Source organism: Deinococcus aquaticus (genome assembly GCF_028622095.1).
GTDB lineage: Bacteria > Deinococcota > Deinococci > Deinococcales > Deinococcaceae > Deinococcus > Deinococcus aquaticus.
The window spans coordinates 2,117,971-2,141,526 of the sequence record NZ_CP115165.1 but is presented as its reverse complement, the minus strand read 5'-3'; the positions used below and the strand labels follow the sequence as shown (position 1 = coordinate 2,141,526).

At 70.9% G+C, this 23,556-nt stretch carries 25 protein-coding genes; 15 read left to right on the top strand and 10 right to left on the bottom strand.

Annotated features, from left to right (window positions below):
- Positions 1–5: 5 nt before the first annotated feature.
- The 5 genes from M8445_RS10355 to M8445_RS10335 form a co-directional block, all read right to left on the bottom strand.
- Entirely contained in the window at positions 6–581 is a 576-nt protein-coding gene (locus M8445_RS10355; protein WP_273987682.1) for a GNAT family N-acetyltransferase, read from the bottom strand.
- 4 nt (positions 582–585) lie between these two features.
- Positions 586–1,626, bottom strand: a complete 1,041-nt coding sequence (locus M8445_RS10350) for a 3'(2'),5'-bisphosphate nucleotidase CysQ (protein WP_273987681.1) — start codon at positions 1,624–1,626, stop codon at positions 586–588.
- A 37-nt stretch (positions 1,627–1,663) separates the two neighbouring features.
- The gene (locus M8445_RS10345) at positions 1,664–2,419 is read right to left on the bottom strand and encodes an endonuclease III domain-containing protein (RefSeq protein WP_273987680.1); all 756 of its coding nucleotides are present in this window, start codon (positions 2,417–2,419) and stop codon (positions 1,664–1,666) included.
- Positions 2,420–2,556: 137 nt separating this feature from the next.
- On the bottom strand, positions 2,557–3,144 hold the full coding sequence (locus tag M8445_RS10340; protein ID WP_273987679.1) for a DedA family protein: 588 nt from the start codon (positions 3,142–3,144) through the stop codon (positions 2,557–2,559).
- An 84-nt stretch (positions 3,145–3,228) separates the two neighbouring features.
- Complete coding sequence (locus tag M8445_RS10335) at positions 3,229–3,813, bottom strand: hypothetical protein (protein ID WP_273987678.1); 585 nt, start codon at positions 3,811–3,813, stop codon at positions 3,229–3,231.
- 226 nt (positions 3,814–4,039) lie between these two features.
- Between M8445_RS10335 and M8445_RS10330 the strand changes: the two genes are divergently transcribed.
- Positions 4,040–5,227, top strand: a complete 1,188-nt coding sequence (locus M8445_RS10330; RefSeq protein ID WP_273987677.1) for an ATP phosphoribosyltransferase regulatory subunit — start codon at positions 4,040–4,042, stop codon at positions 5,225–5,227.
- Positions 5,224–5,859, top strand: coding sequence for an ATP phosphoribosyltransferase (gene hisG, locus M8445_RS10325; RefSeq protein WP_273987676.1), 636 nt, complete (start codon positions 5,224–5,226; stop codon positions 5,857–5,859). The genes M8445_RS10330 and hisG overlap by 4 nt, the downstream gene beginning before the upstream one ends.
- Positions 5,860–6,060: 201 nt before the next feature.
- Here the strand turns inward: hisG and M8445_RS10320 are convergent, their stop codons facing one another.
- A complete protein-coding gene (locus M8445_RS10320; RefSeq protein ID WP_273987675.1) occupies positions 6,061–7,299 on the bottom strand; it encodes a MalY/PatB family protein in 1,239 nt (412 codons plus the stop codon).
- A 68-nt stretch (positions 7,300–7,367) separates the two neighbouring features.
- Here M8445_RS10320 and M8445_RS10315 point away from each other — a divergent pair, with 68 nt between their 5' ends.
- The 4 genes from M8445_RS10315 (at position 7,368) to M8445_RS10300 (ending at position 9,860) form a co-directional block, all read left to right on the top strand.
- Positions 7,368–8,066, top strand: coding sequence for a 5'-methylthioadenosine/adenosylhomocysteine nucleosidase (locus M8445_RS10315; RefSeq protein ID WP_273987674.1), 699 nt, complete (start codon positions 7,368–7,370; stop codon positions 8,064–8,066).
- Between the two features lie 7 nt (positions 8,067–8,073).
- Positions 8,074–8,511 carry a CidA/LrgA family protein gene (locus tag M8445_RS10310; RefSeq protein WP_273987673.1) on the top strand — a complete coding sequence of 146 codons (438 nt, stop codon included), beginning with the start codon at positions 8,074–8,076 and terminating at the stop codon, positions 8,509–8,511.
- Positions 8,508–9,164 (top strand): LrgB family protein, encoded by a 657-nt coding sequence (locus M8445_RS10305; RefSeq protein ID WP_273987672.1) that lies wholly within the window; start codon positions 8,508–8,510, stop codon positions 9,162–9,164. The genes M8445_RS10310 and M8445_RS10305 overlap by 4 nt, the downstream gene beginning before the upstream one ends.
- Before the next feature lie 93 nt (positions 9,165–9,257).
- Positions 9,258–9,860, top strand: a complete 603-nt coding sequence (locus M8445_RS10300; protein ID WP_273990885.1) for a TetR/AcrR family transcriptional regulator — start codon at positions 9,258–9,260, stop codon at positions 9,858–9,860.
- Here the strand turns inward: M8445_RS10300 and M8445_RS10295 are convergent.
- Complete coding sequence (locus M8445_RS10295; RefSeq protein ID WP_273987671.1) at positions 9,857–10,606, bottom strand: helical backbone metal receptor; 750 nt, start codon at positions 10,604–10,606, stop codon at positions 9,857–9,859. The two genes, M8445_RS10300 and M8445_RS10295, sit on opposite strands and share 4 nt — an antisense overlap.
- A gap of 89 nt (positions 10,607–10,695) precedes the next feature.
- Between M8445_RS10295 and M8445_RS10290 the strand changes: the two genes are divergently transcribed.
- From M8445_RS10290 to sppA, 3 genes are all read left to right on the top strand, one after another.
- Positions 10,696–11,340: a c-type cytochrome gene (locus tag M8445_RS10290; RefSeq protein ID WP_273987670.1), complete on the top strand. Its 645-nt coding sequence runs from the start codon at positions 10,696–10,698 to the stop codon at positions 11,338–11,340.
- A 224-nt stretch (positions 11,341–11,564) separates the two neighbouring features.
- Entirely contained in the window at positions 11,565–12,434 is an 870-nt protein-coding gene (locus tag M8445_RS10285; RefSeq protein WP_273987669.1) for a group III truncated hemoglobin, read from the top strand.
- Between the two features lie 8 nt (positions 12,435–12,442).
- The gene (gene sppA / locus M8445_RS10280) at positions 12,443–14,062 is read left to right on the top strand and encodes a signal peptide peptidase SppA (protein WP_273987668.1); all 1,620 of its coding nucleotides are present in this window, start codon (positions 12,443–12,445) and stop codon (positions 14,060–14,062) included.
- 63 nt (positions 14,063–14,125) lie between these two features.
- Here sppA and M8445_RS10275 read toward each other — a convergent pair whose 3' ends face one another.
- A complete protein-coding gene (locus tag M8445_RS10275; protein WP_420704088.1) occupies positions 14,126–15,910 on the bottom strand; it encodes a M3 family oligoendopeptidase in 1,785 nt (594 codons plus the stop codon).
- Between the two features lie 420 nt (positions 15,911–16,330).
- On the opposite strand from M8445_RS10275, the gene M8445_RS10270 reads away from it, so the two are divergent.
- The 5 genes from M8445_RS10270 to M8445_RS10250 all read left to right on the top strand — a co-directional run bounded on the left by M8445_RS10270 (position 16,331) and on the right by M8445_RS10250 (position 21,038).
- Positions 16,331–17,572: an ABC transporter substrate-binding protein gene (locus tag M8445_RS10270; RefSeq protein ID WP_273987667.1), complete on the top strand. Its 1,242-nt coding sequence runs from the start codon at positions 16,331–16,333 to the stop codon at positions 17,570–17,572.
- Between the two features lie 115 nt (positions 17,573–17,687).
- On the top strand, positions 17,688–18,608 hold the full coding sequence (locus M8445_RS10265; RefSeq protein ID WP_230286533.1) for a carbohydrate ABC transporter permease: 921 nt from the start codon (positions 17,688–17,690) through the stop codon (positions 18,606–18,608).
- Complete coding sequence (locus tag M8445_RS10260) at positions 18,608–19,456, top strand: carbohydrate ABC transporter permease (protein ID WP_273987666.1); 849 nt, start codon at positions 18,608–18,610, stop codon at positions 19,454–19,456. The genes M8445_RS10265 and M8445_RS10260 overlap by 1 nt, the downstream gene beginning before the upstream one ends.
- On the top strand, positions 19,453–19,914 hold the full coding sequence (locus M8445_RS10255; RefSeq protein WP_273987665.1) for a hypothetical protein: 462 nt from the start codon (positions 19,453–19,455) through the stop codon (positions 19,912–19,914). The genes M8445_RS10260 and M8445_RS10255 overlap by 4 nt, the downstream gene beginning before the upstream one ends.
- Positions 19,911–21,038 (top strand): LLM class flavin-dependent oxidoreductase, encoded by a 1,128-nt coding sequence (locus M8445_RS10250; protein WP_273987664.1) that lies wholly within the window; start codon positions 19,911–19,913, stop codon positions 21,036–21,038. Before M8445_RS10255 ends, M8445_RS10250 begins: the two co-directional genes overlap by 4 nt.
- Before the next feature lie 91 nt (positions 21,039–21,129).
- On the opposite strand, the gene M8445_RS10245 is transcribed toward M8445_RS10250, so the two are convergent.
- Both M8445_RS10245 and M8445_RS10240 read right to left on the bottom strand, forming a co-directional pair.
- Complete coding sequence (locus M8445_RS10245; RefSeq protein WP_273990883.1) at positions 21,130–21,729, bottom strand: phosphate signaling complex PhoU family protein; 600 nt, start codon at positions 21,727–21,729, stop codon at positions 21,130–21,132.
- A 287-nt stretch (positions 21,730–22,016) separates the two neighbouring features.
- A complete protein-coding gene (locus tag M8445_RS10240) occupies positions 22,017–22,313 on the bottom strand; it encodes a hypothetical protein (RefSeq protein WP_273987663.1) in 297 nt (98 codons plus the stop codon).
- A gap of 155 nt (positions 22,314–22,468) precedes the next feature.
- On the opposite strand from M8445_RS10240, the gene M8445_RS10235 reads away from it, so the two are divergent.
- Entirely contained in the window at positions 22,469–23,431 is a 963-nt protein-coding gene (locus M8445_RS10235; protein ID WP_273987662.1) for a LysR family transcriptional regulator, read from the top strand.
- The last annotated feature ends 125 nt before the right edge of the window (positions 23,432–23,556 follow it).

The following is a 23,556-nucleotide window of genomic DNA, read 5'->3' as shown; positions in this document are numbered from 1 at the left end:
CCGCATTATTCCCCTTCGGGGATGGACGGGTCCGGGGACTCCTGAAGGGTCAGCCACTCGCTACGGGTGAGTTCCATGTGCACGTCGGTGCGGCCCTGCCGTTCAGTGCGGCCGACCTCGCGGAAGCCGCAGGCGAGAAAGGCCCGCTGCGCGCGGCGGTTGTGGCCGAAGGTGGTCAGGCGGATGCGGGACAGCGGGAAGTCCCGTTCCCGGAACGCCCAGTGCAGCAGGGCCTGCACGGCCTGCCGTCCGTACCCGCGTCCCCACAGGTCGGGGTAGCCGATCATGACGCCCAGCGTGCCGGTCGTGGCACTCAGGGGGGGTGGGGGACGCAGGTCGTACAGTTCGGCGCTGCCGATCAGGCGGCCCTGTTCGTCCATGACGCCGAAACCGTGGCGTTCCCCGGTGCGTTCCTCGTCCTGCATGACGCGGCGGAACAGCCATTCGGGCATGCGGATGGGTTTGGCGTCGTTCCAGTCGGCCAGTTCGCGGCTGCGGAAGAAGGAGTGCAGGGCGCGCCACTCGGGCGGCGTGAAGTCCAGCAGGGCCTTGAGGGTGACGTGCGGGGGGAGGTCGGTCATGCGTTCAGGGCTGGACAGTGCCCAGAGCGACGGTGCCCAGGGCGCGCGTCACGTCCCGCGTGAGGCGGTCGAGGTGAAAGGCGTCCCCCTCGGCGCGCTGCACCTGCCGGGTGTCGGGGTTCACGACCAGCAGGGCCAGCAGGTGCCCGTCGGTGTGGCGGATACTCACGCCGGGGTGCCCCTGAAGTTCCGTGCGGTCGGCGGGGCTCAGGGCGGCCCAGGCGGGCTCGTGGGCCTGCACGCCCAGGTGCGCGGTGGGCAGGCGCAGGGCGCGCACCTGCCCGGCGAGCCACGCGGTCGCCCCGGGTTGCCCGCCGATCAGGCCCTGTTCCACGTGCGGGCGCGGCTGGTTGTACGTGATGGCGCGCCCGTCGCGGCGGGTCAGGTCGCCCCCGGCGGCACGCAGCAGGGCGTGCCCGGCGGCGATATCCCACTCGCTGCGGGGGGACATGGTGAAGGTCGCGTCGGCCTGCGCGGCGGCAATCCGGGCGAGTTTCAGCGCGATGCTGCCGCTGGGCTTCATGCCGCTCAGGGGCGTGGCGTGCAGTTCGCGGCTGTGTTCGGTGTCCGACACGGCCACGCGCCAGTCCGGGCCGCTGCCGGGGGCGGCGACGGGCTGGCCGTTCAGGAACGCGCCCTGCCCCACGACACCCGTGAACAGTTCCTCGGTTTCCGGGGCGTACACGACGCCCAGCACGGGCTGCCCGCCCACCGCGAGGCCGATGCTGACGCAGTAGTCCGGCAGACCCGTCGAGTACTCCCTGGTGCCGTCGATGGGGTCCACGATCCACACGCGGTCGTGGTTCAGGCGGGCGCGGTCGTCGGTTTCCTCCTCGCTCAGCAGGCCATCGTCGGGGAACGCGGCGGCCAGGGCGGCCATGATCAGCGCGGAGGCCTCGCGGTCGGCGACCGTGACGGGGTCATCGGCGCCCGTCTTGTGTTCAACGGTGAACCCGGCGCGCAGGTGCGCCAGGAGCAGCGCCCCGGCTTCACGGGCCAGCGCGGCGGCGACCGAGAGTTCTTGCGAGAAGTGGGAAGCGGTCATGCCCCCGAGCATAGCGGTCATGCCCCCGAGCAGGCGGTCACGCCCGCCCGGACGTGGGACCCAGGATCGCCGCCGACGGGCACAGGTCCGACAGGACGCAGGTATCGCAGCGGGGGTGGCGGGCCGTGCAGACCTCGCGCCCGTGCCGCACACCCGCGACGTGCAGGGCGGCGCGGGCGGCCCAGGTGGGGGGCGTGACCGCGTCGAACCAGCGCACCACGCGCGCGGCCGTCCAGCCGTCCGGCACCCACTCCAGGCGCCGCGCGAGGCGGTCCAAGTTGCCCTCGACCGGCATGGCGGCCCGGTGCAGGTCAAACAGCAGGATCAGGCTGGCGGTGTGGCGGCCCACGCCGGGCAGGGCTTCCAGGCGGGCACGGGCGGCGGCGTCGGTCTGGTCGCGCAGGCCCTCCAGGGTCAGGGTTCCAGTGGCGTCCAGCGCTTCCAGCAGCGCGTGGATGTGGTGGGCCTTGCTGCGGTGCAGGCCGCCTCCCGCCGCTTTCAGGGTGCCCTCGATGCCGTCCGGGCCGTCGAGCAGCGCGGCCTCCCAGCGCGGGTAGCTTTCACGCAGCGCCGCGTACTGCCGGCTGGCGGCGGCGCGGGTGTTCTGCTGGCCCAGGATGGTGCGGATCAGGCCCGCGAGCAGCGTCTCCGGGCGGCCCGTGAGGGGGGCGGGGCCACCGGGCAGGTACTGGGCTTCCAGTCGGTCACTGACCGGCGCGAACGTGTCTGGAACGGTGGGGACTGGCGGGGTGGGCGGCGCGGCGGGTGCAGCGGGCGGGCGGCGGGCGGGCATCCGCGCAGGCTAGCGGCGCGGCGGGCCGGGAACCGTGCGCGTGGGCGCGGTTGAGGCTGCAGTGCGGGTGGGCAGAGGGTCAGGGCCGCAGAAAGCCCCCGGACAGGACGGGGGCTACGGGGTGGTACGGGCGGGCGTCAGGCGCGGCGGGCCTGAACGACCTTGAGGATGATGGGAATGACGCTGACCACGGCCACGCCGCCCACGATGATCAGGATGTACCGGTCGAGGTTGGGGATCAGGCCGCCCAGGTAGTAGCCCAGGGCAGGCACGCTGACGCCCCACAGGACCGCGCCGACAATGTTGTACAGGTTGAACAGGCCCAGCGGCATGCGGCTCACGCCGGCCATGGTGGGCACCAGGGTCCGCACGACCGGCACGAAGCGCGCCAGGATCACGGCCAGCCAGCCGTACTTCTGGAAGAACAGTTCCGCGCGGGTGATGTACTCGGGCTTGAAGAACTTCGCGTTCGGCTGCGAGAAGATGTTCCGCCCGAAACGGTGCCCGATCCAGTACCCGGCGACGCAGCCCAGCACGGCCCCGACGATCACGGCGACCATGACGCCCCCCAGGTTCAGGTCGCCGTTGGCGGCCAGGACCCCGGCGGCCAGCAGCAGGCTGTCTCCGGGCAGGAAGAAGCCCACCAGCAGCCCCGTTTCGGCAAAGACGATGGCCAGAATTCCGAAGTACGAAGCGGAAAGGATCAGGGCGGTCAGATCGTGCATAGGGCACAGGCTACCCCGCGCCGCCACGCGGCAGCGTCATCCGCCCGGATGATGAAGGACCCCTCGCCCACTGCGGGGAGCGGGTCAGCGGGCGCGCAGGGTGGCGGTGTTGCCGGCGGCGTCCGTGACGGCGATGTCGGCCCAGATGCCGGTCGTTTCGGCGTAGAAGTCCACGCTGTTGCCGGGCGTGATGTTCAGGCGGTTGCCGTCCACCAGGATCTGCGTCACGCGGTTGTTGTCGGTGGCGGTGCCCGAGACGCGCACCACGCCGCCGCTGCGTTCGAAGCGGGTGATCTTCAGGGTGGGTTTCACCGGGTCCACGCTGACCGGCAGGACCAGTGTGCCCTCGTTGCCGGCGGCGTCGCGGGCGGTGATGGTGTACTTGCCGGTGGGAGTGCTGAGCATCGTCTGAAACTGGAAGCGCGCGAGTTTGTCGCTGCCCGGCTGGATGGGGATGGCCTTGCCGTCCACGGCGATCTGCGTGACACCCACGTTGTCCAGCACGTACCCCTGAATCAGGAAACTCTGCTCGCGGCTGGCGCTGCCGTCACTGGTGACGCTGATGTGCGGCGCGAAGGTGTCGGTCGTGCGGGAGCATCCCGAGAGCGCGGCGGCCAGTGTCAGGAGCAGCGTGGACGCGGCGGCGCGGGAAAACGGACGGCAAACCATGCCGCAAGTATAGAGCATCGGTCATAAAGCCATGCCCTTCACGACCGGGCAGAGCGGGTGAATTTTGCCGAGCAGCACGGACCGGAACAGCTGCGGGGCGGGAAATGGAGGCTTCAGGCGTCTCCCTGTGTGGGGCCGTCAATCGGAGTGCTCCTCCAGGGGATCGGTTCCTGCCGTCCCCGGACCGTGAGCAGGCATGACCGCGCGCTGCCAGGGGGCGTCTAGAATGCCGGGCGTGAGTTCGTCCGCTGCCCGTCCGTCTATCCGTCCGTCCGCCCGTGCCGGGTTCATTCCTGAAGGCACGCGCGACGTGCTGCCGCCCGAGTGGTCGCAGCGCGAGGCCCTGCGCGCGCGCCTGAGTGCGTGTTTCAGCGCGTGGGGGTACCGGGGGGTGGAGGTCCCGGCGCTGGAGTTCGCCAGCGCGGACCATCCGCAGGACGCCCTGGCGTTCAAACTGATCGATTCGGGCGGGCAGGTGCTGTCGCTGCGCAGCGAGTTCACGACGGCGGTAGGCCGGCTGGTGCGCTCGCGCTTCCCGCAGGGGCCGTTCCCGCTGCGCCTCCAGTACGGGGGGCGGCTGTGGCTGCGCGCCCTGAACAGCGAACTGGGCCGCCTGCGTGAATTCAACCAGATGGGCGTGGAACTGATCGGCGTGCAGACCGCGCAGTCCGACGCGGAACTGCTGCACCTCGCGGCGGCGGCGCTGGAAACGACGGGCGTGCAGGCGCAACTGGAAGTCGGGTACCCGGGCTTCGTGGACGCCGTGCTGGAGGATGCCGGCCTGAACGGCGAGGCGCGCGCCGCCGTGCACGACGCCATCGACCGCAAGAGCGGCGCGGACGTGGACCTGCTGGCCGCGCAGCACGGCCTGAGCGACACGGTGCGCGGCACGCTGCACGCCCTGACGGACCTGTACGGCGGGCCCGAGGTGCTGGACGCCGCCCAGGCCCTCGCGCCGGGCCTGCGGGCGCAGGAGGCGGTGGCGCACCTGCGGCGGGTGGCGGCGCTGTACGGCGGGCCGCTGCTGTTCGACCTGGGCGTCAGCCGCCGCTACGGGTACTACACGGGTCTGACCTTCCGGGCGTACTCGGCGGGCCTGAACCAGCCGGTGCTGGGCGGCGGCCGCTACGATCTGGAGGGCGGGCTGCCCGGCGCGGGCTTCGCGGTGGGGCTGGAACGGCTGATGCAGGCGCTCGCGCCGGTCCTGCCGCCCGAGCCGGAAGTGGTGCTGGCCCTGGACCTCGCCTCGGCGCGGGCGGCGCGGGCGCAGGGTCTGCACGCGGAACTCGCCTGGACGGACGACACGGCCGAACTGCGGGCCTTCAGCGCGGCGCGCGGCATCCGCCGCTGGGTGAGTGATTCACCCGCTGGCCTGACCTTCACCGACCTGAACGGCACGGAGGTGACGCTGTGAGCCCCGCCCCGGTCCGCGGCCCCGACCACCTGACCCTGGCGCTCCCCAAGGGCCGCATCCTGGAGGACGCCATCGCGCTGCTCTCGCAGGCGGGCCTGCCGCTGACCATGCCCGAGAAGTCCCGCGCGCTGCGGCACGAGTTTCCGGGCGTGACCATCCTGGAACTGCGCAACCAGGACGTGCCGATCTACGTGGACCTGGGCGTGGCCGACGCCGGAATCGTGGGCAAGGACGTACTGATCGAGTCGGGCCGCACCGTGTACGAGCCGGTAGACCTGAAATTCGCCGGGTGCCGCCTGTCCCTGATCCGCGAGGTCGGCGCGACCGGCGAGATCACCCGCGTGGGCACCAAGTACCCCCGCGCGGCCCGCGCGTACCTGCACTCGCGGGGTATCACGGCCGAGACCGTGAAACTCAGCGGGAACATCGAACTGGCCTGCCTGACCGGCCTGGCCGACGCGGTCGTGGACCTCGTGCAGACCGGCGGCACCCTGACCGCCAACAACCTGGAGGAAGTCGAGGTGCTGTTCCACTCGACCGCGCGCCTGATCGTGAACCGCGCCGCCCTGAAAGTCCGCGCCGCGCGCCTGCGCCCCCTGATCGAGAACCTGCGCGCCCTCACCGCGCCGTAATACGGATTCCGTCTGTTTCGCTGACAGATCGGAACACCACCGATCTGCCAGCTCCACGCCCGGAACCCGTTTTTCTCCTACTCGCTCCGCTCGGATTGAACGGGTTTTGCAACCCATTCAATCGGAGTCCGTGTAACCCGCACCGCACAGTAAACAGGGCGTGGGAAGTGGCACGACCACGACCCACTCCCTACTGCCTCCTCACCTCTCGCGGTTCAGGGCGGCGGTCATGCGGTCCAGGGCCTCGGTCAGCAGCTCACGGCTGGTGGCGAAGTTCAGGCGGATGAAGCCCTGGTACTGGGGTTTGTGGCCCTCGTGCGCGAAGACCGGGCCGTCGTGCACGGCGACCCTGGCCTCTTCCAGCAGGAATTTCTGAATGTCGGCGGCGCGCGGGTGGGCACGCAGGTCCAGCCACGCGAGGTAGGTGGCCTGCGCCTCGTGGAATTTCACCCACGGCAGGTGCTGGCGCAGGTAGGCGCTCAGGAAGTCGCGGTTGCCGCGCAGGTACTCGACGGTATCGGCCAGCCAGGGGCCGCCGTCGCGCAGCGCGGCCTGCCACATGGTGATGCTCAGGGCGCTCTCGTGGCCCATCAGGCCCCCGGCGGCCCGGCGCACGCGGGACAGCAGCGCGGCGTTGTGGCTGACCATCACGCCGATGCCCAGTCCGGCGGTGTTGAAGGCCTTGCAGGGGCCGGTCAGGGTGACGGTGCGGCTCTGCACGCGCGGGTCGGCAGCGAAACTCTCGAACGGGCCGTCCGTGTAGCGCAGGTCGGCGTGCAGTTCGTCGCTCATGACGAACAGGTCGCGGGCCAGCACCAGGTCGCGCAGTTTCCCGAGTTCCTGCGCGGTCCACACGCGCCCCGTGGGGTTGTGCGGGTGGCACAGCAGCAGCAGGCGCGACCCGCGCGAGGCGGCGTCCATGGCGGCCCAGTTGATCTCGTACCCGCCGTCGGCGTCGCGCAGCGGCACGCCGGCCACGCGGCGGTCCTGATCGGTGATCGCCAGGTGGAAGGGGTGGTACACGGGCGTCATGGTCACCACGGGCTCGCCGGGGCTGGTCAGGGCGTGCACGGCGGCGTAGATGCCGGGCACCACGCCGGGCAGGAAGGTCATGTGCTCGGCGCCCAGGCCGCTCAGGCCGTGGCGGGCCAGGGACTCGCCCAGCTGCGCTTTCAGGGTGGGGTCGCCCATCAGTTGCGGGTAGCCCAGGCTGCGGTCCAGGCGGGCGCGCAGGGCGTCCATGATGGGCGGCGCGACCGCGAAGTCCATGTCCGCGACCCACATGGGAATCACGTCCGGGTCGAAGGCCGTCCACTTCAGGGAGTCCGGGTGGCGCAGCGCGGTGGTGTCCAGAGCGGTGGGGTCCAGAGCGGTGGGGTCCAGAGCGGCGGGGGCCAGCGTGTCGCGGGGATCGGCGGGGTTGGGTCCGGCGTCGGTCATGTGCCCGAGCATACGCGCGCCGCGTGAGTTTCCGCCCGGGCGGCGTTCATGCGCGTACACTCTGAGGAATGCTGGCGATTATTGGCGCGATGGACGAAGAGATCGAGTTGTTACTGGCGGACCTGCACGGCCGCGAGGACCTGACGTTCCCCGGCGTGACCCTGCACCGGGGCGCGCTGGACGGCGTGCCGGTCCTGCTGACGCGCGGCGGCATCGGCAAGGTGAACGCCGCCATGACCACCACGTACCTGCTGACGCAGGGCGCGACCCGCGTGATCTTCACGGGCGTGGCGGGCGGCGTGCACCCGGAACTGCGGGTCGGTGACATCGTGATCAGCACGGACTGCGTGCAGCACGACGTGGACGTAACCCCGCTGGGGTACGAGGTCGGCACGGTGCCGGGCGAGTTGCCCGCGTGGCCCGCCGACGACACGCTGCGCGCCGTGGCCCTGGAAGCCGCGCGGGATGTGGAGGGCGTGCGCGTGCTGGACGGCCGCGTGGCGAGCGGGGATCAGTTCATCGCGTCCCGCGAGGGCGTGCAGCGCCTCTGGACACGCTTCGGCGCGGCCTGCGCCGAGATGGAGGGCGCGGCCGTCGCGCAGGTGTGCGCCAAAGCGGGCGTGCCGTTCGTGGTAATCCGCTCGGTCAGCGACACCGCCGACCACGACGCGAAGGTGGATTACCGCGAGTTCATGCCGCTGGTCGCGCGGCACGCCAAGCAGGTCGTGCGCGGCATGCTGGCCCGCCTGAACGCGCCCGCCGTCTGAACGGGCCGTGACCCCGCCATCCCCGGCACCCACACCACCGGCGCCCGCGTCCCTGACGGCCCGCCTGAACGCCCCGGCCCGCTTCCTGCTGGGCCTGGGCGTCCTGATGGCCTTCGCGGCGCTGGGGCAGGCGCTGGTGGGCGCGCTGCACCTGCCGCTGCCGGGGTCGGTGGTGGGCATGGCGCTGCTGTGGGCGGCGCTGGGGACCGGACTGGTGCGCCTGCACTGGATCGCGGACGCCGCCGACGGCCTGCTGGGCATCCTGGGCCTGCTGTTCGTGCCGGCCACCGTGGGTTTCCTGCAATTCCTGGGGGCCGGGGCCGCGTGGGGCCTGTGGCTGCTGGTCATGACGGCCGCGCTGCTGCTGGGCGCGGGCGTGGCCGGACTGCTCGCCTCGCGGCTGCTGCGCCCGGAAGGCAGCCCGGACCACCCGGAGCGCCCGTGATCTGGCTGACCGTCACGCTGCTGGCGTTCGCGGCCGGCGTGCTGGCGCAACTGCGGGTGCGCTCCCCGCTGGCGAATCCCACCCTGATCGGCACGCTGATCGTCGCCGCGCTGCTGCTACTCACGCGCGCGCCCTACGACACGTACCTGCGGGACGTGCAGCCCCTGACCACCCTGCTCGCCCCGGCGGTCGTGGCGCTGGCCGTGCCGCTGTACCGCCTGCGCGCCCTGCTGGCCCGGCAGTGGCGCGCCCTGCTGCTCGGCGGCCTCAGCGGCACCCTGATCGCCGTGGCAGCCGACGCCGGACTGGCCCACCTGCTGCACCTGACACCCGACGCCGCGCGCGCCCTGCTGACTGCGCCCGCCACCAGCCCCGTCGCGCTGCAACTCGCGCCGTTCACGCAGGCGCCGCCCGCCCTGGCCGCCACGCTGGCCGTCCTGTCCGGCCTGATCGGCGCGCTGATCCTCCCCTCCACCCTGAGTGCCCTGGGCGTCACGCACCCGCTGGCGCGCGGTATCGCCCTGGGGGCCGTCGCGCACGGCATCGGCACCGCCCGCGCCCGCGAGGAAGGCGAGCACACGGGGGCCGCCAGTTCCATCGGCATGGGACTGGCCGCGCTGAGCGTCACGCTGCTGGTCGCGCTGCTGGCGTGAAGGGGCGCGGGAGGCAGGCCGTGGGGACCCTGCACGGCTTCCCGCACCCCTCCTCCCTTGACCTCGGCCCGCGCAGCCGGGATGCTGGGCGGCATGGCGCGCAAGGTGAATCCCATTCAGGACCGTGCGCGGCGGGCGGCGCTGGAGAAGGCCGCGTACCTGGCGATCTACGAGCGGGGGTACGCGGGCGTGACGCTGGCGGACATCGCGGCGCATGCGGGCGTGAGCCGGGGCACGCTGGTGTATCACTTCGGGAGCCGGGCGGGGCTGCTGGCGGCGGTCATGCGGCGCTTCTCGCGGACGATCGCGGTGGCGACGCGGCGCGCGGTGCGGCAGGCCGGGTCGCCGGACGGGAAGCTGCGCGCGTACGTGGACAACCAGTTCTACGGGCTGGAGAACACGCGGCGGTTCTACACGGTGTCCCTGGATTTTCTGGCGGCGGCCACGCGCGACCCGGCACTCATGGCGGTGCAGCGGGCGTTCCTGGCGGATTCGCTGGCAGTGGATCTGGAACTGGCGCGGCTGTCCGGCGAGGCGGGCGCGGCGGGGCGGGCGCGCCTGCTCCGGGCGCTGGTCGAGGGCCTCAGCGTGCGCTTTCTGGCGGATCCGGACCCGGACCTGGGCGCCTACCGCGAGGACTGCCTGAGCGGCCTGCGGGCGGTGCTGGGCTGGGAGGCGGAGGGGCGCAGGTCCTAATTCTGGCTGGGCAGGGCGTCCAGCGCGGCGCGCAGTTGCCGCGCGCCTTCCAGCAGGCGGGGGCCGGGGCGGCCCAGGCCACTCTCGTGAATGGCGACGACCGGGACCCCCAGGCCGCGCGCCTCGATGACCTCCGGGCGGAGTTTCTTCGCGCCGCACCACGAGCACACGATCAGGTCGGGCTGCGCGGCGCGTACCTCGTCCAGGGTCAGAGGCGTGCTGCGGCCCGCGCGGCCCGCGAGGGCATTCTCGGCGCCCAGCCCCGCCAGCAGGTCCGTGACCCAGGAGTCGCGGGTGGCGGCAATGATGGGCCGGGGCCACCACTCGACCAGCACACGCGGCGGGCGGGAGTGGGCGCGGTGCAGGGCGCTCAGGTCGCGTTCCAGGGCGTCGGCGACGGCGTGGGCGTGTTCGGGCTGGCCGGTGGCGGCCCCGACCACGCGGATGTCGTGCAGGACGCCGGGCACGCTGATCGGGTCGAGGATCAGGGTGGGCAGACCGGCCGCCTGCACGGCGTCTACCACGCGCTCCATGCCGGGCACGCTGAGGCTCGCCAGGACCAGGTCGGGCCGGGCGGCGATCAGGGCGTCCACGTCGATGTTCAGGTCCGGGCCGAGGCGGGCGGCGTGCTCCAGGCCGGGGCCGTCGCTGTGGCTGTCCACGGCGACCAGCTGCCGGGTCACGCCCAGGGCGTGCAGGATGTCGGTGTTGCTGCACGTCAGGCTGGCGAGGCGCAGGGGGGGCATGTGGGCAGTGTAGTGCGGCCCGCCGCTGGGCGCGCGGGGTGCGTGCTGGGCGGTCAAACGCCCCCTGACCGTATGGTAAGCTCGCGGGTATGAAGAACACGTTCGCCGTCTCCATGACGCTGCTACTGGCCCTGACGCTGGGCGGCTCGTTCGCCGCGTACAACATCGCGTCCAGGCCTCACCACGAGGAGTCGCACTCGGAAGGAGAGGCGGTCGCCAGCGAGGAGGCACCCAGCGCGACCAGCTCGGCCACGGGCGCGGCCGGTTCGGCCGAGGCGCAGGGCGACGCGGTCGCCGCGAACGAGGGCGGCACGCAGGGCGGCGAGAACGGCGCGTTGGCCGCCAGCGGCGAACTGACCACCCCCGAGACCCCGGCGGCCAGCACCGAGGGCACCCAGGCCGACTCGACGCCCAGCACGCAGGGCTCGACCGGTCAGGAGCCCGCCGAGACGGCCGCCGCCGCCGAGACGCAGGGTGACGCCACGGCCGGCGGGAAAACCTACGCGGTCAGCTGCGCCGGCTGCCACGGCGCGAACGGTCAGGGGCAGATCGGCCCGAGCCTCGTGGCGGCCGACGGCCCCAACAGCTGGACGCTGGCGCAGTTCACGACCACCCTGCGTGAAGGCAAGACCCCGGAGCGTGAACTGGGGGCTGTCATGCCCCGCTTCAACGAGACGCAGCTGACCGATTCGGACATCGCGAACCTGCAGGCGTTCATCAAGACCCTGAACTGATACGGACTCCGATTGAACGGCTTGCAAAGCCATTCAATCCGAGCGAAGCGAGCAGGAGAGAAACGGGTTCCGGACGTGGAGCTGGCAATCCGGAACCCGTGTGATCCCTGGCGCGCGGCGGACCTTCACGTAGTGGCGGCGGAGGTCCGTTTCGCATGCCGGGCCATCCAGGACTGGGCCAAGACTGGGGCAGTCCAGCCGGGGGCCGTGGGTATGCTGGGCGGATGACCGGGCCGCTACTGTCCACCTCTCCCCTGCCCCTGCCCGGGCGGCTCGGGCCTGCCCTGACCGGCTGGACGGTGCAGGCGGCCCGCCCGGAGCGGCTGGCGGGCGCGGCGGGGCTGCTGCTACCGCACGATGGGCTGCCGGTCGCAGACGTGCGGGCGCACCCGGAGCGCTGGGAGACGTTGACGCTGCTGACGGCCGCGCTGCGGCGGGGCGTGCCGGTGCTGGGGTGGGGGTCGGGCGCGGCGCTGCTGGGGCGGGCGCTGGGTGCGGCGGTCACGGCGCCGGACGGTTCAGCGCCGGACCGCTCTGCCCTGCCGCGCGGCGCGCAGGCGCACGCCTGGACTGCCGGGCAGCCGACACACTGGACAGTGGACCGCGCGGTCGCCTGGGCGGGAGCGGACCTGCCGCCCCCGCTGCTGGGCGCGTTCCTGGCGGCGCTGCCCGGCTGGGCGGACCGGAGGCCCGGCTCGCCGCTGGAGGAGGTGGGGGGCGCGACAGCGGTGCGAGAGGTAGTGACGGCCTTCTACGCGCGGGCCCGCACGGACGACCTGCTGGGGCCGGTGTTCGCGGCGCACGTGGCGGACTGGCCGGCGCACCTGGACCGCGTGACGGCCTTCTGGGTGACGCTGCTGGGCGGCGAGCCGGGCTGGGCCGCGTGGCGCGGGAACCTGAACTCCGCGCACGCGGGGCTGGGCGTGCGGGCCGCGCACCTGGGCCGCTGGCTGACGCTGTGGGACGCCACGGCGCGCGCGGTGCTGCCGGCAGAAGCGGCGGCGCTGCTGAGCGCACGGGCAGCGGTCATGGGTGAACGCCTGGGGCGCGCACCGGGGGCCAGGGCCGGAACTTCTCAGGCGGGCGGCGCGTAGCGTGGGGCATGAACCTGAGATTGCCGTTCCTGAAGAGTGACGACGCGCTGCCGGGCGGCGTGACCCGCCCCACCTGGGTGATCCTGGACCTGAGCGGCCCGTACCCGGAGCGGCAGCCGGGCAGCCCGCTGGCGGCCCTCCTGAACCGCACCGAGTCGGTCGAGGCGCTCGCGGCGCGTGTGCAGAAGCTGCGCGGGGCCGGATGGCTGCACGGCGTGCTGGTGCGCTTCGGGGAGTTCACGGCGTCCCCGGCGTCCGCGCACGCGGTCCGGGGCATCCTGGCGGACCTCGCCGCCGAGAAGCGCGTGGTGGCGTACCTGCCGCAGCTGAACATGACCACCCTGATCGCCGCGAGCGGGGCGACCGAACTGGTCGCGCCGGAATCCGCCGAGGTGAACCTGGGGGGCTTCGGGGTGGAAAGCACCTTCCTGGGCGAGTTCCTCAAGAAACGCGGCATCGAGTTCGAGAACCTGCGCGTCCGGGAGTACAAGGCGGCCCTGACGCGCTTCTCGCAGGATCACATGGACGACCACAACCGCGAGCAGCTTCAGGCGTACCTGGACGGCCTGGAAGCCGCCTGGGCCAACGATCTGGCCGCCGCGCACGGCGTGAGCACCGGGGTGGCGGCCGCGTGGATCAGCGCGGACCTCACGAGCGCGCAGGCGGCGCTTGCTGCCGGCGTGATCACCAAGGTCGCCTACGAGGACGAACTGGTCGGGCCCGCCTCCCGGCCCTTCGAGGCGGTCCTGGACCTGCTGACGCCCCACCGGCCCGCGAACGCGAAGGCTGGGCGCGTGGCGGTCGTGCCACTGATCGGCACGATCATCACCGGCAAGAGCCGCAACAACCCCATTCCGCTGCCGCTGCTGGGCGGCCCGATGGCCGGGTCCGACACGGTCGTGGCCGCGCTACGCCGCGCCAGGGAAGACAAATCCACGAAGGCGATCGTGCTGTACGTGAACAGCGGGGGCGGCAGCGCCCTGGCCAGCGACCTGATCTGGCGCGAGGTCGCCACCAGCGAGAAACCCGTCGTGGTCGTCATGGGCGAGTACGCCGCCTCGGGCGGGTACTACGTCGCCACGCACGCGAAGACCATCGTGGCCTCGCCGTACACCCTGACCGGCAGCATCGGCGTGGTCAGCGGCAAGCCCGTCCTGACCGAATTCAACCGCCGTCACGGCCTGAACCCCGAACGGGTGGGCCGCGACCGCGCGCTGATGTACTCCCCGTCCCGCCCGTACACCGACGAGGAACGCGACCACGTCGAGAAAGGCATTCTGGAGGTGTACGACCGCTTCACCACCCGCGTCGCCGAGGGCCGCAACCTGACGAAGGAACGCGTGAACGAACTGGGCCGGGGCCGCATCTGGAGCGGTCACGACGCCCTGGAACGCGGCCTGATCGACGAACTCGGGGACCTGAGCACCGGCCTGCGCCGCGCCCGTGAACTGGCGGGCCTGCCGCACGACGCGCCTGCCTGGAACGTCACCCCCAGGGGAAACGGCCCCCTGCCGCAGTTCGCGCAGGAAGCCGCGCAGGCCGCCAGCGTCAGCGTCAGCGTCAATGTGTGGCCCTTCGGCAATGAGCGTGTACTGACGTGGTTCGATCAGGACGTGCGCGTACGCTGACGCCGGGTGATAGTGCGTGGGGAGTGGACCAGGGTATTCGCCCGGCCACTTCCTACTGCCCGTTTACGCCTGCGTGGTGGCCTCGTACGCGTCGATCTGGCGGCGGATGACGTTCAGACTGCCTTCCCAGAAGTCCGGGGCGTGCAGGTCGATGCCGAAGCGCGCGGCGAGGGCCAGCGGGGTGGCCTGTCCGGTGGCGGCCAGCAGGGCGTCGTAGCGGGCCTGGAAGTCGGTTTCCTGGCCCTGGGCGCGGGCCTGTTCGTACTGGGCGTAGAGGCCCAGGCCGAACAGCAGGCCGAAGGTGTACGGGTAGTTGTAGAAGGAGCGGCCGTAGTAGTGGGGTTTGACGGCCCACATGTACGGGTGGGGGGTGTTCAGGGCGTCGCCGTAGGTGTCACGCTGGGCCTGGACCATCAGGGTGTTCAGGTCGCTGGGGTTCAGGTCGCCCCCCGCACGGCGTTCAAAGACGGCTTTCTCGAACAGGAAGCGGCTGTGGATGTCCACGACGACCTGCGCGTGACCCATCAGTTGCGTTTCGAGGACGTACAGGCGCTCGTCGCCCTGCGCGGTCTGTAGCGCGGCGTTCTGGATGATCGTCTCGCAGAAGATGCTGGCGGTCTCGGCGAGGGTCATGGGGGTTTCCTGCTGGAGGGGGCGCAGGCTGCCGAGTTGCAGGTTGTGGTACGCGTGGCCCAGTTCGTGCGCCAGGGTGCTGACCGAGTCGAGGCTGGGGTCGTGGTTCATCAGGATGCGGCTGTCGGGGCCCTGCCATTTCATGCAGAAGGCGCCGCTGCGTTTGCCGTCGCGGGGTCCGGCGTCGATCCAGCGTTCACTGAAGGCGCGGGCGGCGAAGTCGCCTAGGGCGGGGCTGTACGCGCGGAACTGCCGTTCTACGAACTCCTCCCCGGCTTCGTAGTCCCAGTGGGTGTCGCTGTTGCCGACCGGGGCGAACAGGTCCCACCAGTCCAGTTGCGCCTGGCCCAGGTGGCGGGCCTTGGCGCGGAAGTACCGGCGGAAGTCCGGCAGGGAGCGCACGACGGCGGCCTGCATGGCGTCCAGCGTCTGGCGGTCGATGCCGTTGCTGATCAGGCTGGGGGCGACGGGGTCGGTGAAGCCGCGCCGGGCGGACAGGGTGCCCTCCTCGCCCTTGACACCGTTCAGGCAGGCGGCAAACACGGTTTCCTGCGTCTTCCAGGCAGCCACCTCGGCGTGGTAGGCGTCCTGGCGCACCTGCGGGTCGGGGTCGCTGGCCAGGGCGCGCAGGGCGGTCACGGGCAGGCGGTGGCCCCGGTACTCGCCCGCGAGGGTGCTGGAGACGTTGCCGTGCAGTTTGTTCCAGCCGCCGCCGCTGGCGGGGTGCAGCCGCGCGGCGAGGTCCTCCTCGGGCGGGGTCATCTGATGGCGGGCCAGTTCGGCGGCGCGGCGCACGCGGTGCTCGTGCGCGCGGGCCTCGGCGCTCTGCTCCAGCAGGTCGCTGACGGCCGCGTCGTCCAGGCCGCCCAGCCACGCGGTCAGGCGGGCGCTCAGCGGGCCGAGCGGCAGGGCCAGGGTGGTCAGGGCGGCCATGCGGGTCTGCGCCGCCTCGTCGCGGCTGTCGGTGGTCACGAAGGCGTACACGAAGGCGCGCACGCGGCCCAGGCGGGTCAGAATAGCGTTCAGTTCGCCCAGCGTGGCGTCGGCGGCGGCGGGCGTGACGGGCGACCCGGCGCGGACGGCGTGGGTGTCGAACAGCGTTTCCAGGGCCTGCACGTCCCCGGTCAGGTCGGTCAGGTCGCGGTCCAGTTGCGGGTCGTTCAGGCTGGCGTACAGGTCGTCGGTGCGCCAGCGGGGCATCTCGGTTGTGGTCACGCCGGTCAGTGTACGGCGCGTGCTGGTGGGAGCGGCCCACGATTCCGGCCGGGTGCGGAGGTGTGTAGGGGGCCGGGTAGAGAACGGGAGCGCTTCCATGTGCGGCGGCCCCGGAGCGGCGGCCAGGACACACTGGCGGGTGGTTGGCTGTATCGGTTCAGACGTGGCATGCTGGGGGGGTCAGTTTATTCATCTGTCCACTGCATGTCGGCCACGGCGCGGCGGTGACCGTCTGTCGGCTCCTGCGGGCCGGTTGTGGCGTGCCCGGGCAGTCCGTGGGCAGGGCGGTGTGCCCGGCGGGTATCCGGGCCGCCTGTGTAGTGGAGTCGCCCCCGGGTGACTGGACCTGCAGGGCCTTTGTTGATAAAACAAGTCCACTATTCCGTTTCCGTCTCTCACCCCACCTCCGGAGGTCCCACCATGCGCACCCGAATCACCCTGTCGCTCGCCCTGGCCGCCGCTACCCTCCTGAGCGGAGCCAGCGCCGCCACCACCACCCTGAACGTCTTCATGGGCAGCCAGCAGCGCCCGGACATCTTCCAGCCGCTGTTCGACCGCTTCCAGAAACAGAACCCGAACATCCGCATCAAGATCGAAACCGGCGGCGCCACCAGCGAAGCCCAGAACCAGTACCTGACCACCGTCCTGGCCGCCAAGGACAGCACCCTGGACATCTTCCTGATCGACGTGGTCCGCACCGCCACCTTCGCCGCCGCCGGCTGGGCCGAACCGCTCGACGCCTACCTGCCCAGCAAGGACACCTACCTCAAGGCGTTCCTGGCCGGCCCCATCGGCGCGGCCACCGTCAGCGGCAAACTGTACGCCATGCCCGCCTTCACCGACGCGCAGTTCCTGTACTACCGCAAGGACCTCCTCGAGAAGCACAAGGCCAAGGTCCCCAAGACCTGGGATGAACTGGCCAGCACCGCCGCCCGCATCCAGAAAGCCGAGGGTGGCAACCTCCAGGGCTTCAATTTCCAGGGCGCGCCCATCGAAGGCACCGTCTGCAACTTCCTGGAAATGACCTGGACCGGCGGCGGCAGCGTGGACGACGTGACCAGCCCCGCTGCGAAACAGGGCCTGAATTTCCTGGTGAACGCCGTGAAAACCAAACTGGCCCCCGCCGCCAGCGCCGAGATGAAAACCGACGACTCCCGCCAGCAGTTCCAGGCCGGGAACGTCCTGTTCGGCCTGAACTGGAGTTACGCCTGGGCGCACTTCCAGGGCAACAGCCCCCAGCCCACCAAGGTCAAGGGCGACGTGGGCGTCGTCGCGCTGCCGGCCTTCGGCAAGAACGCCACTGCCACCTGCACCGGCGGCTGGGAATGGGGCGTGAACGCCTTCGGCAAGAACAAGGCCGCCAGCATGAAACTCCTGCAGTTCATGGCCAGCAGCGACGTGCAGAAAGAAATGGCCGTCAAGGGCGCGTACCTGCCGGTCCGCAAGAGCCTGTACAACGACAAGGCCGTCCTGGCTGCCAACCCGCACTTCAAGGCCCTGTATCCCATCGTCACCAAGGCCCGCCCGCGCCCCGTGACGCCCAACTACCCGCGCGTCAGCGAGGTCATCCGCAACAACGTCTCGGCCGCCGTTGCCGGCAGCAAGACCGTGGACGCCGCCCTCAGCGAGATGAAACGCGACCTGACCCCGCTGCTCAAGTAAGCGCCGCCGGGACACCGGCAGGGGGGCGGCGCGCAGGCTGACAGCGCGCCGCTCCCTCTCTTCCGGGCCGCCCCACCCAGACATTCTCGCCCCCCGCCCAAAAGACGTGACCCTCATGACCACACCCAACCCCACCCCGGCCCGCCGACCCCGCCGGGAGCCCAGCGAGGCGCAACTGGCCGCGCTGCTGCTGCTCCCGGCCGCCGCCCTGCTGCTGGGCGTCCTGCTGTTTCCCATGCTGACCACCTTCCGCGACAGCCTGTACCTGAACAAACTGACCGAACCGTGGCTCCAGGGCTTCGTGGGCCTGAAGCAGTACGCGCAGATGCTGGAGGACCCCCGCTTCGGTCAGGCGCTGCGCAACACGCTGCTGTTCGGCGTGCTGACCGTCGGCGGCTCGTTCCTGGTCGGCATTCCCATGGCGCTCGCCGCGCACCTGCCGGGCCGGACACGCGGACTGGCGCGCGTGGCCCTGCTGCTGCCGTGGGCCATGCCGCCCGTCATCACGGGCCTGATCTTCGCGTGGCTGTTCAACGCCCAGTACGGCGTGTTCAACGACCTGCTCGTGCGCATGGGCGTCATCGACGAACCGCTGCGGTGGCTCAGCACGCCGGGCCTCAGCGTCCTGGCGATGGTCGTCACGATCATCTGGAAGACCAGTTCCTTCGTGGCGTTGATCGTGCTGGGCGGCCTTCAGGGCATCCCGAAAGAGATGATCGAGGCGGCGCAGGTGGACGGCGCGACCCCCACGCAGACCTTCTTCCGGGTGATCCTGCCGCTGCTGGCCCCCAGTCTCGCCGTGGCGTTCATCTTCCGGACCATCAGCGCCGTGCAGGTGTTCGACATCCCGTACACCTTCATTCAGCAGGCGCCCGCGCAGGGCCTGCTGGAAACGCTGGGCGTGTACATCTACCGCACAGGCATCGAATTCCTGGACTTCGGGTACGCCGCGACCCTCAGCGTCGCGCTGTTCGCCCTGAGTCTGGCCGTAACCGCCGTGTACGTCCGCTTCGTGCGGGACGGAGCGAACAGCTGATGGAAGAACACACCCCAGAGAAACTGAGCCCCGCCCAGCGCCTGGGCCGCGCCGCCGCGCTGGCCGCGCTGATCGTGGGCGGCTTCTTCCCGTTCATCTGGATGCTGCTGACCAGCCTGAAAACCGAAGGCGAGCTCCAGAAGTTCCCGGTGCAGTACCTGCCCTCGAAACTGGATTTCAGCAACTACGCCCGCGTGTTCAGCGAGCAGCCGTTCGCGCAGTTCTTCTTCAACTCGCTGACCGTCAGCCTCCTGAGCACCCTGCTGTGCATCGCGGCCGCCGTGCCCGCCGCGTACGCCCTGGCCCGCCTGAACCTGCGCGGGCGCGGGCTACTCATGACGGCCGTCGTGGCGTTCAGCATGTTCCCGGTCGTGAGCCTCCTGATTCCGCTGTTCCGCCTGATGCGCGGCGCGAACCTGCTGAACACCTACCCCGCCCTGATCCTCCCGTACGCCGCGCTGAGCCTGCCCATCGGCATCCTGACGCTGGTGGCGTTCTTCAGCGCCATCCCGCGCGACCTCGAATCGGCCGCCATGGTAGACGGCACCACCCGCGTCGGCGCGCTGACCCGCGTGGTCCTGCCGCTGTCCGCGCCGGGCGTCGTGACAGCCGCGCTGCTGGTGTTCGTGAACTCCTGGAACGAATTCCTGCTGGCCCTGAGCTTCAACACCAAACTGTCCATGCGTACCGTGTCGGTCGGCGTGACCCTCTACCAGGGCGAATTCGCGTTCCCCTGGCCGCTGATCGCCGCCGCTGTCGTGGTCGCCACCGTGCCCCTCGTGCTGCTGATCGCCATCTTCCAGAAACGCTTCGTGTCCGGCCTGACCGCCGGGGGCGTCAAGGCATGAGTCAGCCTGAGCTTCCCAATCCAGCTGCTCTCCTCACGGCGCTGGGAGCATGGACAACAAGAGCAACGGATCTCCTCTACAACGAGGGGAATCTCCTCCACGCCGTCGCGCTGAGTGCCATCCTCTGGCCGCGCTTCATTGAATTCGAGGAGCATGTCATCCGGGAAGACCGCTTTGATCCCGAGAATTTCCACCACTGGCAGGAGAGCACTGGCCAGAACCGGCAAGCCGTCGAGAGCGTCCTGAATCACGTCCACATCTATGACCTCCTGCCCTCAAACGCCGAAGCACCTCTGGAAGCCTACGAGTACCTCGCTCAGGTGCTCCTGCGCACCTGGAAAGCCGCGCTGGGCGAGCAGCATCCCACACGTCAATTCGAGTTCCACTACGCCACTGAGCCTGACGATTACGGCCCCACCGTCTACGTCTGGCAGACCCTGTCAGGAGTCCCCTCATGACCAATCCTTCCCAGTCCGAATTCCTGTGGTTTCTGCAACTGTCCCGTGACGGCGAGTTTATCGGCACGAAAACCAAGCCGCCGCGTAAGCCCACGCTGGCGTACCTTCAGTCGCTGATCAGCGCGGCGGGCGAGGCGGGCTTCACGGGCCTGCTGACCGCCACGAACTACCACAGTGAACACGAGAACTACACGGCGGCCGTGGCAGCCCTGGCGCGCAGCGCGCCGACCGATCCGGCGCTGCTGATCGCGGTGCGGCCCGGCATGTTCCACCCGGCCATGTACGCGAAGATGCTGGCCACGTTGCAGAACCTCTTTCCGGGGCGGGTGCGGCTGAACATCGTGACGGGCAGCAGCCCCGCCGAGAACGCCATGTACGGCGACAATGAGGATCACGGCAAGCGTTACGAGCGCACGCGGGAGTTCATGCAGATTCTGCGGCAGTTGTGGACGGCCCCGCCGCCGCAGTCGTTCCGCAGTGACCTGTACGCCTTCGAGAACGCGGTGCTGGATCCGGCGCCCGTGCAGCCGATTCCGCTGTACTTCGGGGGGGCGTCGCCGGTGGCGCAGGAGATCGCGGCGGACCTCGCGGACGTGTACCTGATGTGGGGCGAGCGCGAGGACATGCTTCAGGGCCGGCTGGATCAGATGCGGGCGCTGGAGGAGAAGACCGGCCGCCGGCTGCGCTACGGGCTGCGGACGCACGTGATCGTCCGTGAGACCGAGGCCGAGGCCCGCGCGGCCGCCGAGCGCCTGATCAGCCGCGTGGACCCGGAGGTGCGCGCAGCGTTCGTGGCGAGTCACGCGCACGTGGACGGCGTGGGCCAGAAACGCCAGATCGACATGATGAAGGACCTGGACGCGGACCTGATGGTCGAACCTAACCTGTGGGCGGGCGTGGGCATGGCCCGCAGTGGCGTGGGCGTGGCCCTGATCGGCAGCCCAGAGCAGGTGGCCGCCAAGATCCGCCGCTACGAGGACATGGGCTTCAGTTCGTTCATCTTCAGTGGGTACCCGCACGAGGAGGAAGCGCGGCGCTTCGGGGAACTGGTCATGCCGCTGCTGAAGGGCGCGCAGAGCGAGGAGCGAGCCATTCACACGGACCGAGTCGCGCCCGTCGCCTGATCGCCGGGGGCAGAACAGCGCGGGGTGCACCCGATCAGGAGCACCCCGCGTTTCGGTTCAAGTGGTGGCCCTGTTCAGGCCGGAGCGCGGTTCAGGTAGGAGCGCTGTTCAGGCGGGTCACGACGTGTTCCAGGCGTTCGGCAACGTTCACGAGGTGATCCCCGAGGCGTTCGAGGTTGCGGGCCATGCGTCCGGCAGTCAGGGCGACGCTGGTGTCTTCCGGGCGTTCGAGCAGGCGGGTCAGGCTGGCGCGCTGCATCTGCTCGTACAGGGCGTCCACCTGTTCGTAGTCGAGGCGCATGACGTCCCGGGCGGCGGCGGCGTCCCGCTCAGCGAAGGCGAAGGCGAGGCGTTCTAGCATCTCCGAGAGCAGCCGAACGAGGGGCAGTACGTCCTGAAGGGTGGCGCTGCGGGCGCGGGGCGCGAAGGTTTCGAGGTCGCGGGCGACGTTGAAGGCGTAATCACCGACCCGCTCGAGGTTGGTGAGGCTGCGGAACACCATCAGGTGGAAGGCGAGTTCCTGTTCGGTCAGGCCGGCGGCGAAGGCGTGCAGGCACAGGTCCTCGATCTCGCGTTCCAGGGCGTCCGTTTCAGCTTCCAGCGTCTCGGCGCGGGCGGTCAGGCCGGCGAATTCGGCGCGGTCATTGGCGTCCCGCACGGCGTCGAGTTGTTCGAGGGTGATGCTCAGCATCCGCAGGAAGCGCACGGTGACCAGCGAGACGCTCAACTGGCCGGCGCTGGCCGGTCCCGGGTGGACTGGTTCGGCGCTGGCCTGCTGAGGGGGGTGGTCGCTGTTCATGCGGCCAGTATCCTGCCGCGTTGTGATGACCCGGTCAAGGGACGCTTCGGCAGACCTTCACGCAGGTGCCGGGGGCGGGGTGTCATGCGGTCTCCGGTCGAATGGTCTGCATCACCGTTCAATCCGGGCAGAGCAAGTAGAAGAGGCAGGGGTTGCCAGTTCCACGACCGGAATCCGTATCAGCAGTGGGTGCGGATGGGGCCGAGGGGCGTGAATCCGGCGCGGGTCAGGGCGGCACGCAGGTCGTCCGGGGTGGCGGCCTCGCCGTGCGGGCGGGCCTGGAGGGTCAGGTCGCCCAGGCTGGCGACCGGCCAGGTCTGCACGGTCCAGCCGGTCAGGTGCGGGGCGCGTCCGCTGGGGCTGATGATCTCCAGGCTGTACAGGGGCTGGCTGTGCAGGGGCAGGTTGCCCAGGGGCGCGGCGGGTTCGGGGGTGGGGAGGTGGGTGAGGGTCGGGCGGTACTGGGTGGCAGTCATGGGGGTTACCTCTGGGGGCGCGGCCAGGTGCGGCCGGTGATGCCTTCAGGGTGCGCCTGCCCGGGCCGGCCTGGCTATCGGGGGGAACGCGGCGGAGCGCGTCTCGCATCGGTTTTCCCGATACCCCAGGGTGGGGGCGCGGCCTACACTGAGTCGTGACTCACGGACGCCCCACCACAACCACCGGCCTGCCGTCCCTGGCGCAGTTGCGCGCCCTGCTGGCGGTGGCGGACGCCGGCGGGTTCAGTGAGGCGGCGGCCGAGACGGGCGTGTCTCAATCCACCCTGAGCGAGGCGGTCGGCAAGCTGGAGGCGCTGGCCGGGCGGCCGCTACTGCGCCGGGGGCGGGGCGGCACCCAGCCCACCCCGGCGGGCGAGCGGATGCTCGTGCACGCGCGCGCGGCGGTGCAGGCGGCGGGCGACGCGCTGCTGGCCGCGCAGGAGGACACGCAGCTGCGCGGCACGGTGCGCGTGGCGTCGTTCCGTTCGACAGCCACGCACCTGCTACCGCCGGCGCTGGCGGCGTTCCGGGCGCGGCATCCGGGCGTGACCGTGCAGCTGCTCGACGGGGAGGGCGAGGGCGGCGGCGAGGGGCTGGTACGGCGCGGGCAGGCGGACGCCGCGATCGTCATCGAGGAGAACTGGACGGACCTGCGCCTGACCCCGCTGCTGCTGGACGAGTACCTGTTCGTCGCGCCCGCGCGGCGCGGCGTGCACCCGGTCACGCCGGAGGACCTGACGGGGCCGCTGCTGCTGGCACCGGGGCCGAACACCTGCAACCTGCGCGTGATGGGGTACCTGCGGCGCTGCGGCGTGCAGCCGGAGCAGGTGACGGAGATCACGGAGGACAGCGTGATTCTGGGAATGGTCGCGCACGGGCTGGGCGTCAGCGTGATGCCCCGGCTGGCGCTGACGCCGCTGCCGGCCGGGCTGGTGGCACTCCCATTGCCTGAGCGGCTGATGCGGCCGCTGGCGCTGGCCACGCTACCGCACCGCGCGAACCTGCCGGTCCTGCGGGCGTTCACGGACGCGCTGCTTGACGCGCTGCGCCGCCCGCAGGGACCGGGGGCGCCGGAACCGGTGTCGGCCCTGTCGGGCGGGTCTTCTCTGCTACATTGAAGCGCATGACGACCCTGTGTTGCCTTCCCTAGCGGCCCACGCGCAGCCCAGCGTCCGTGACCGCGCCCCTCTCCCGAGTGTGGCGTGGTCTTTTTTTGCTTTCCGCCCCTGCCCCGCAGTTTCAC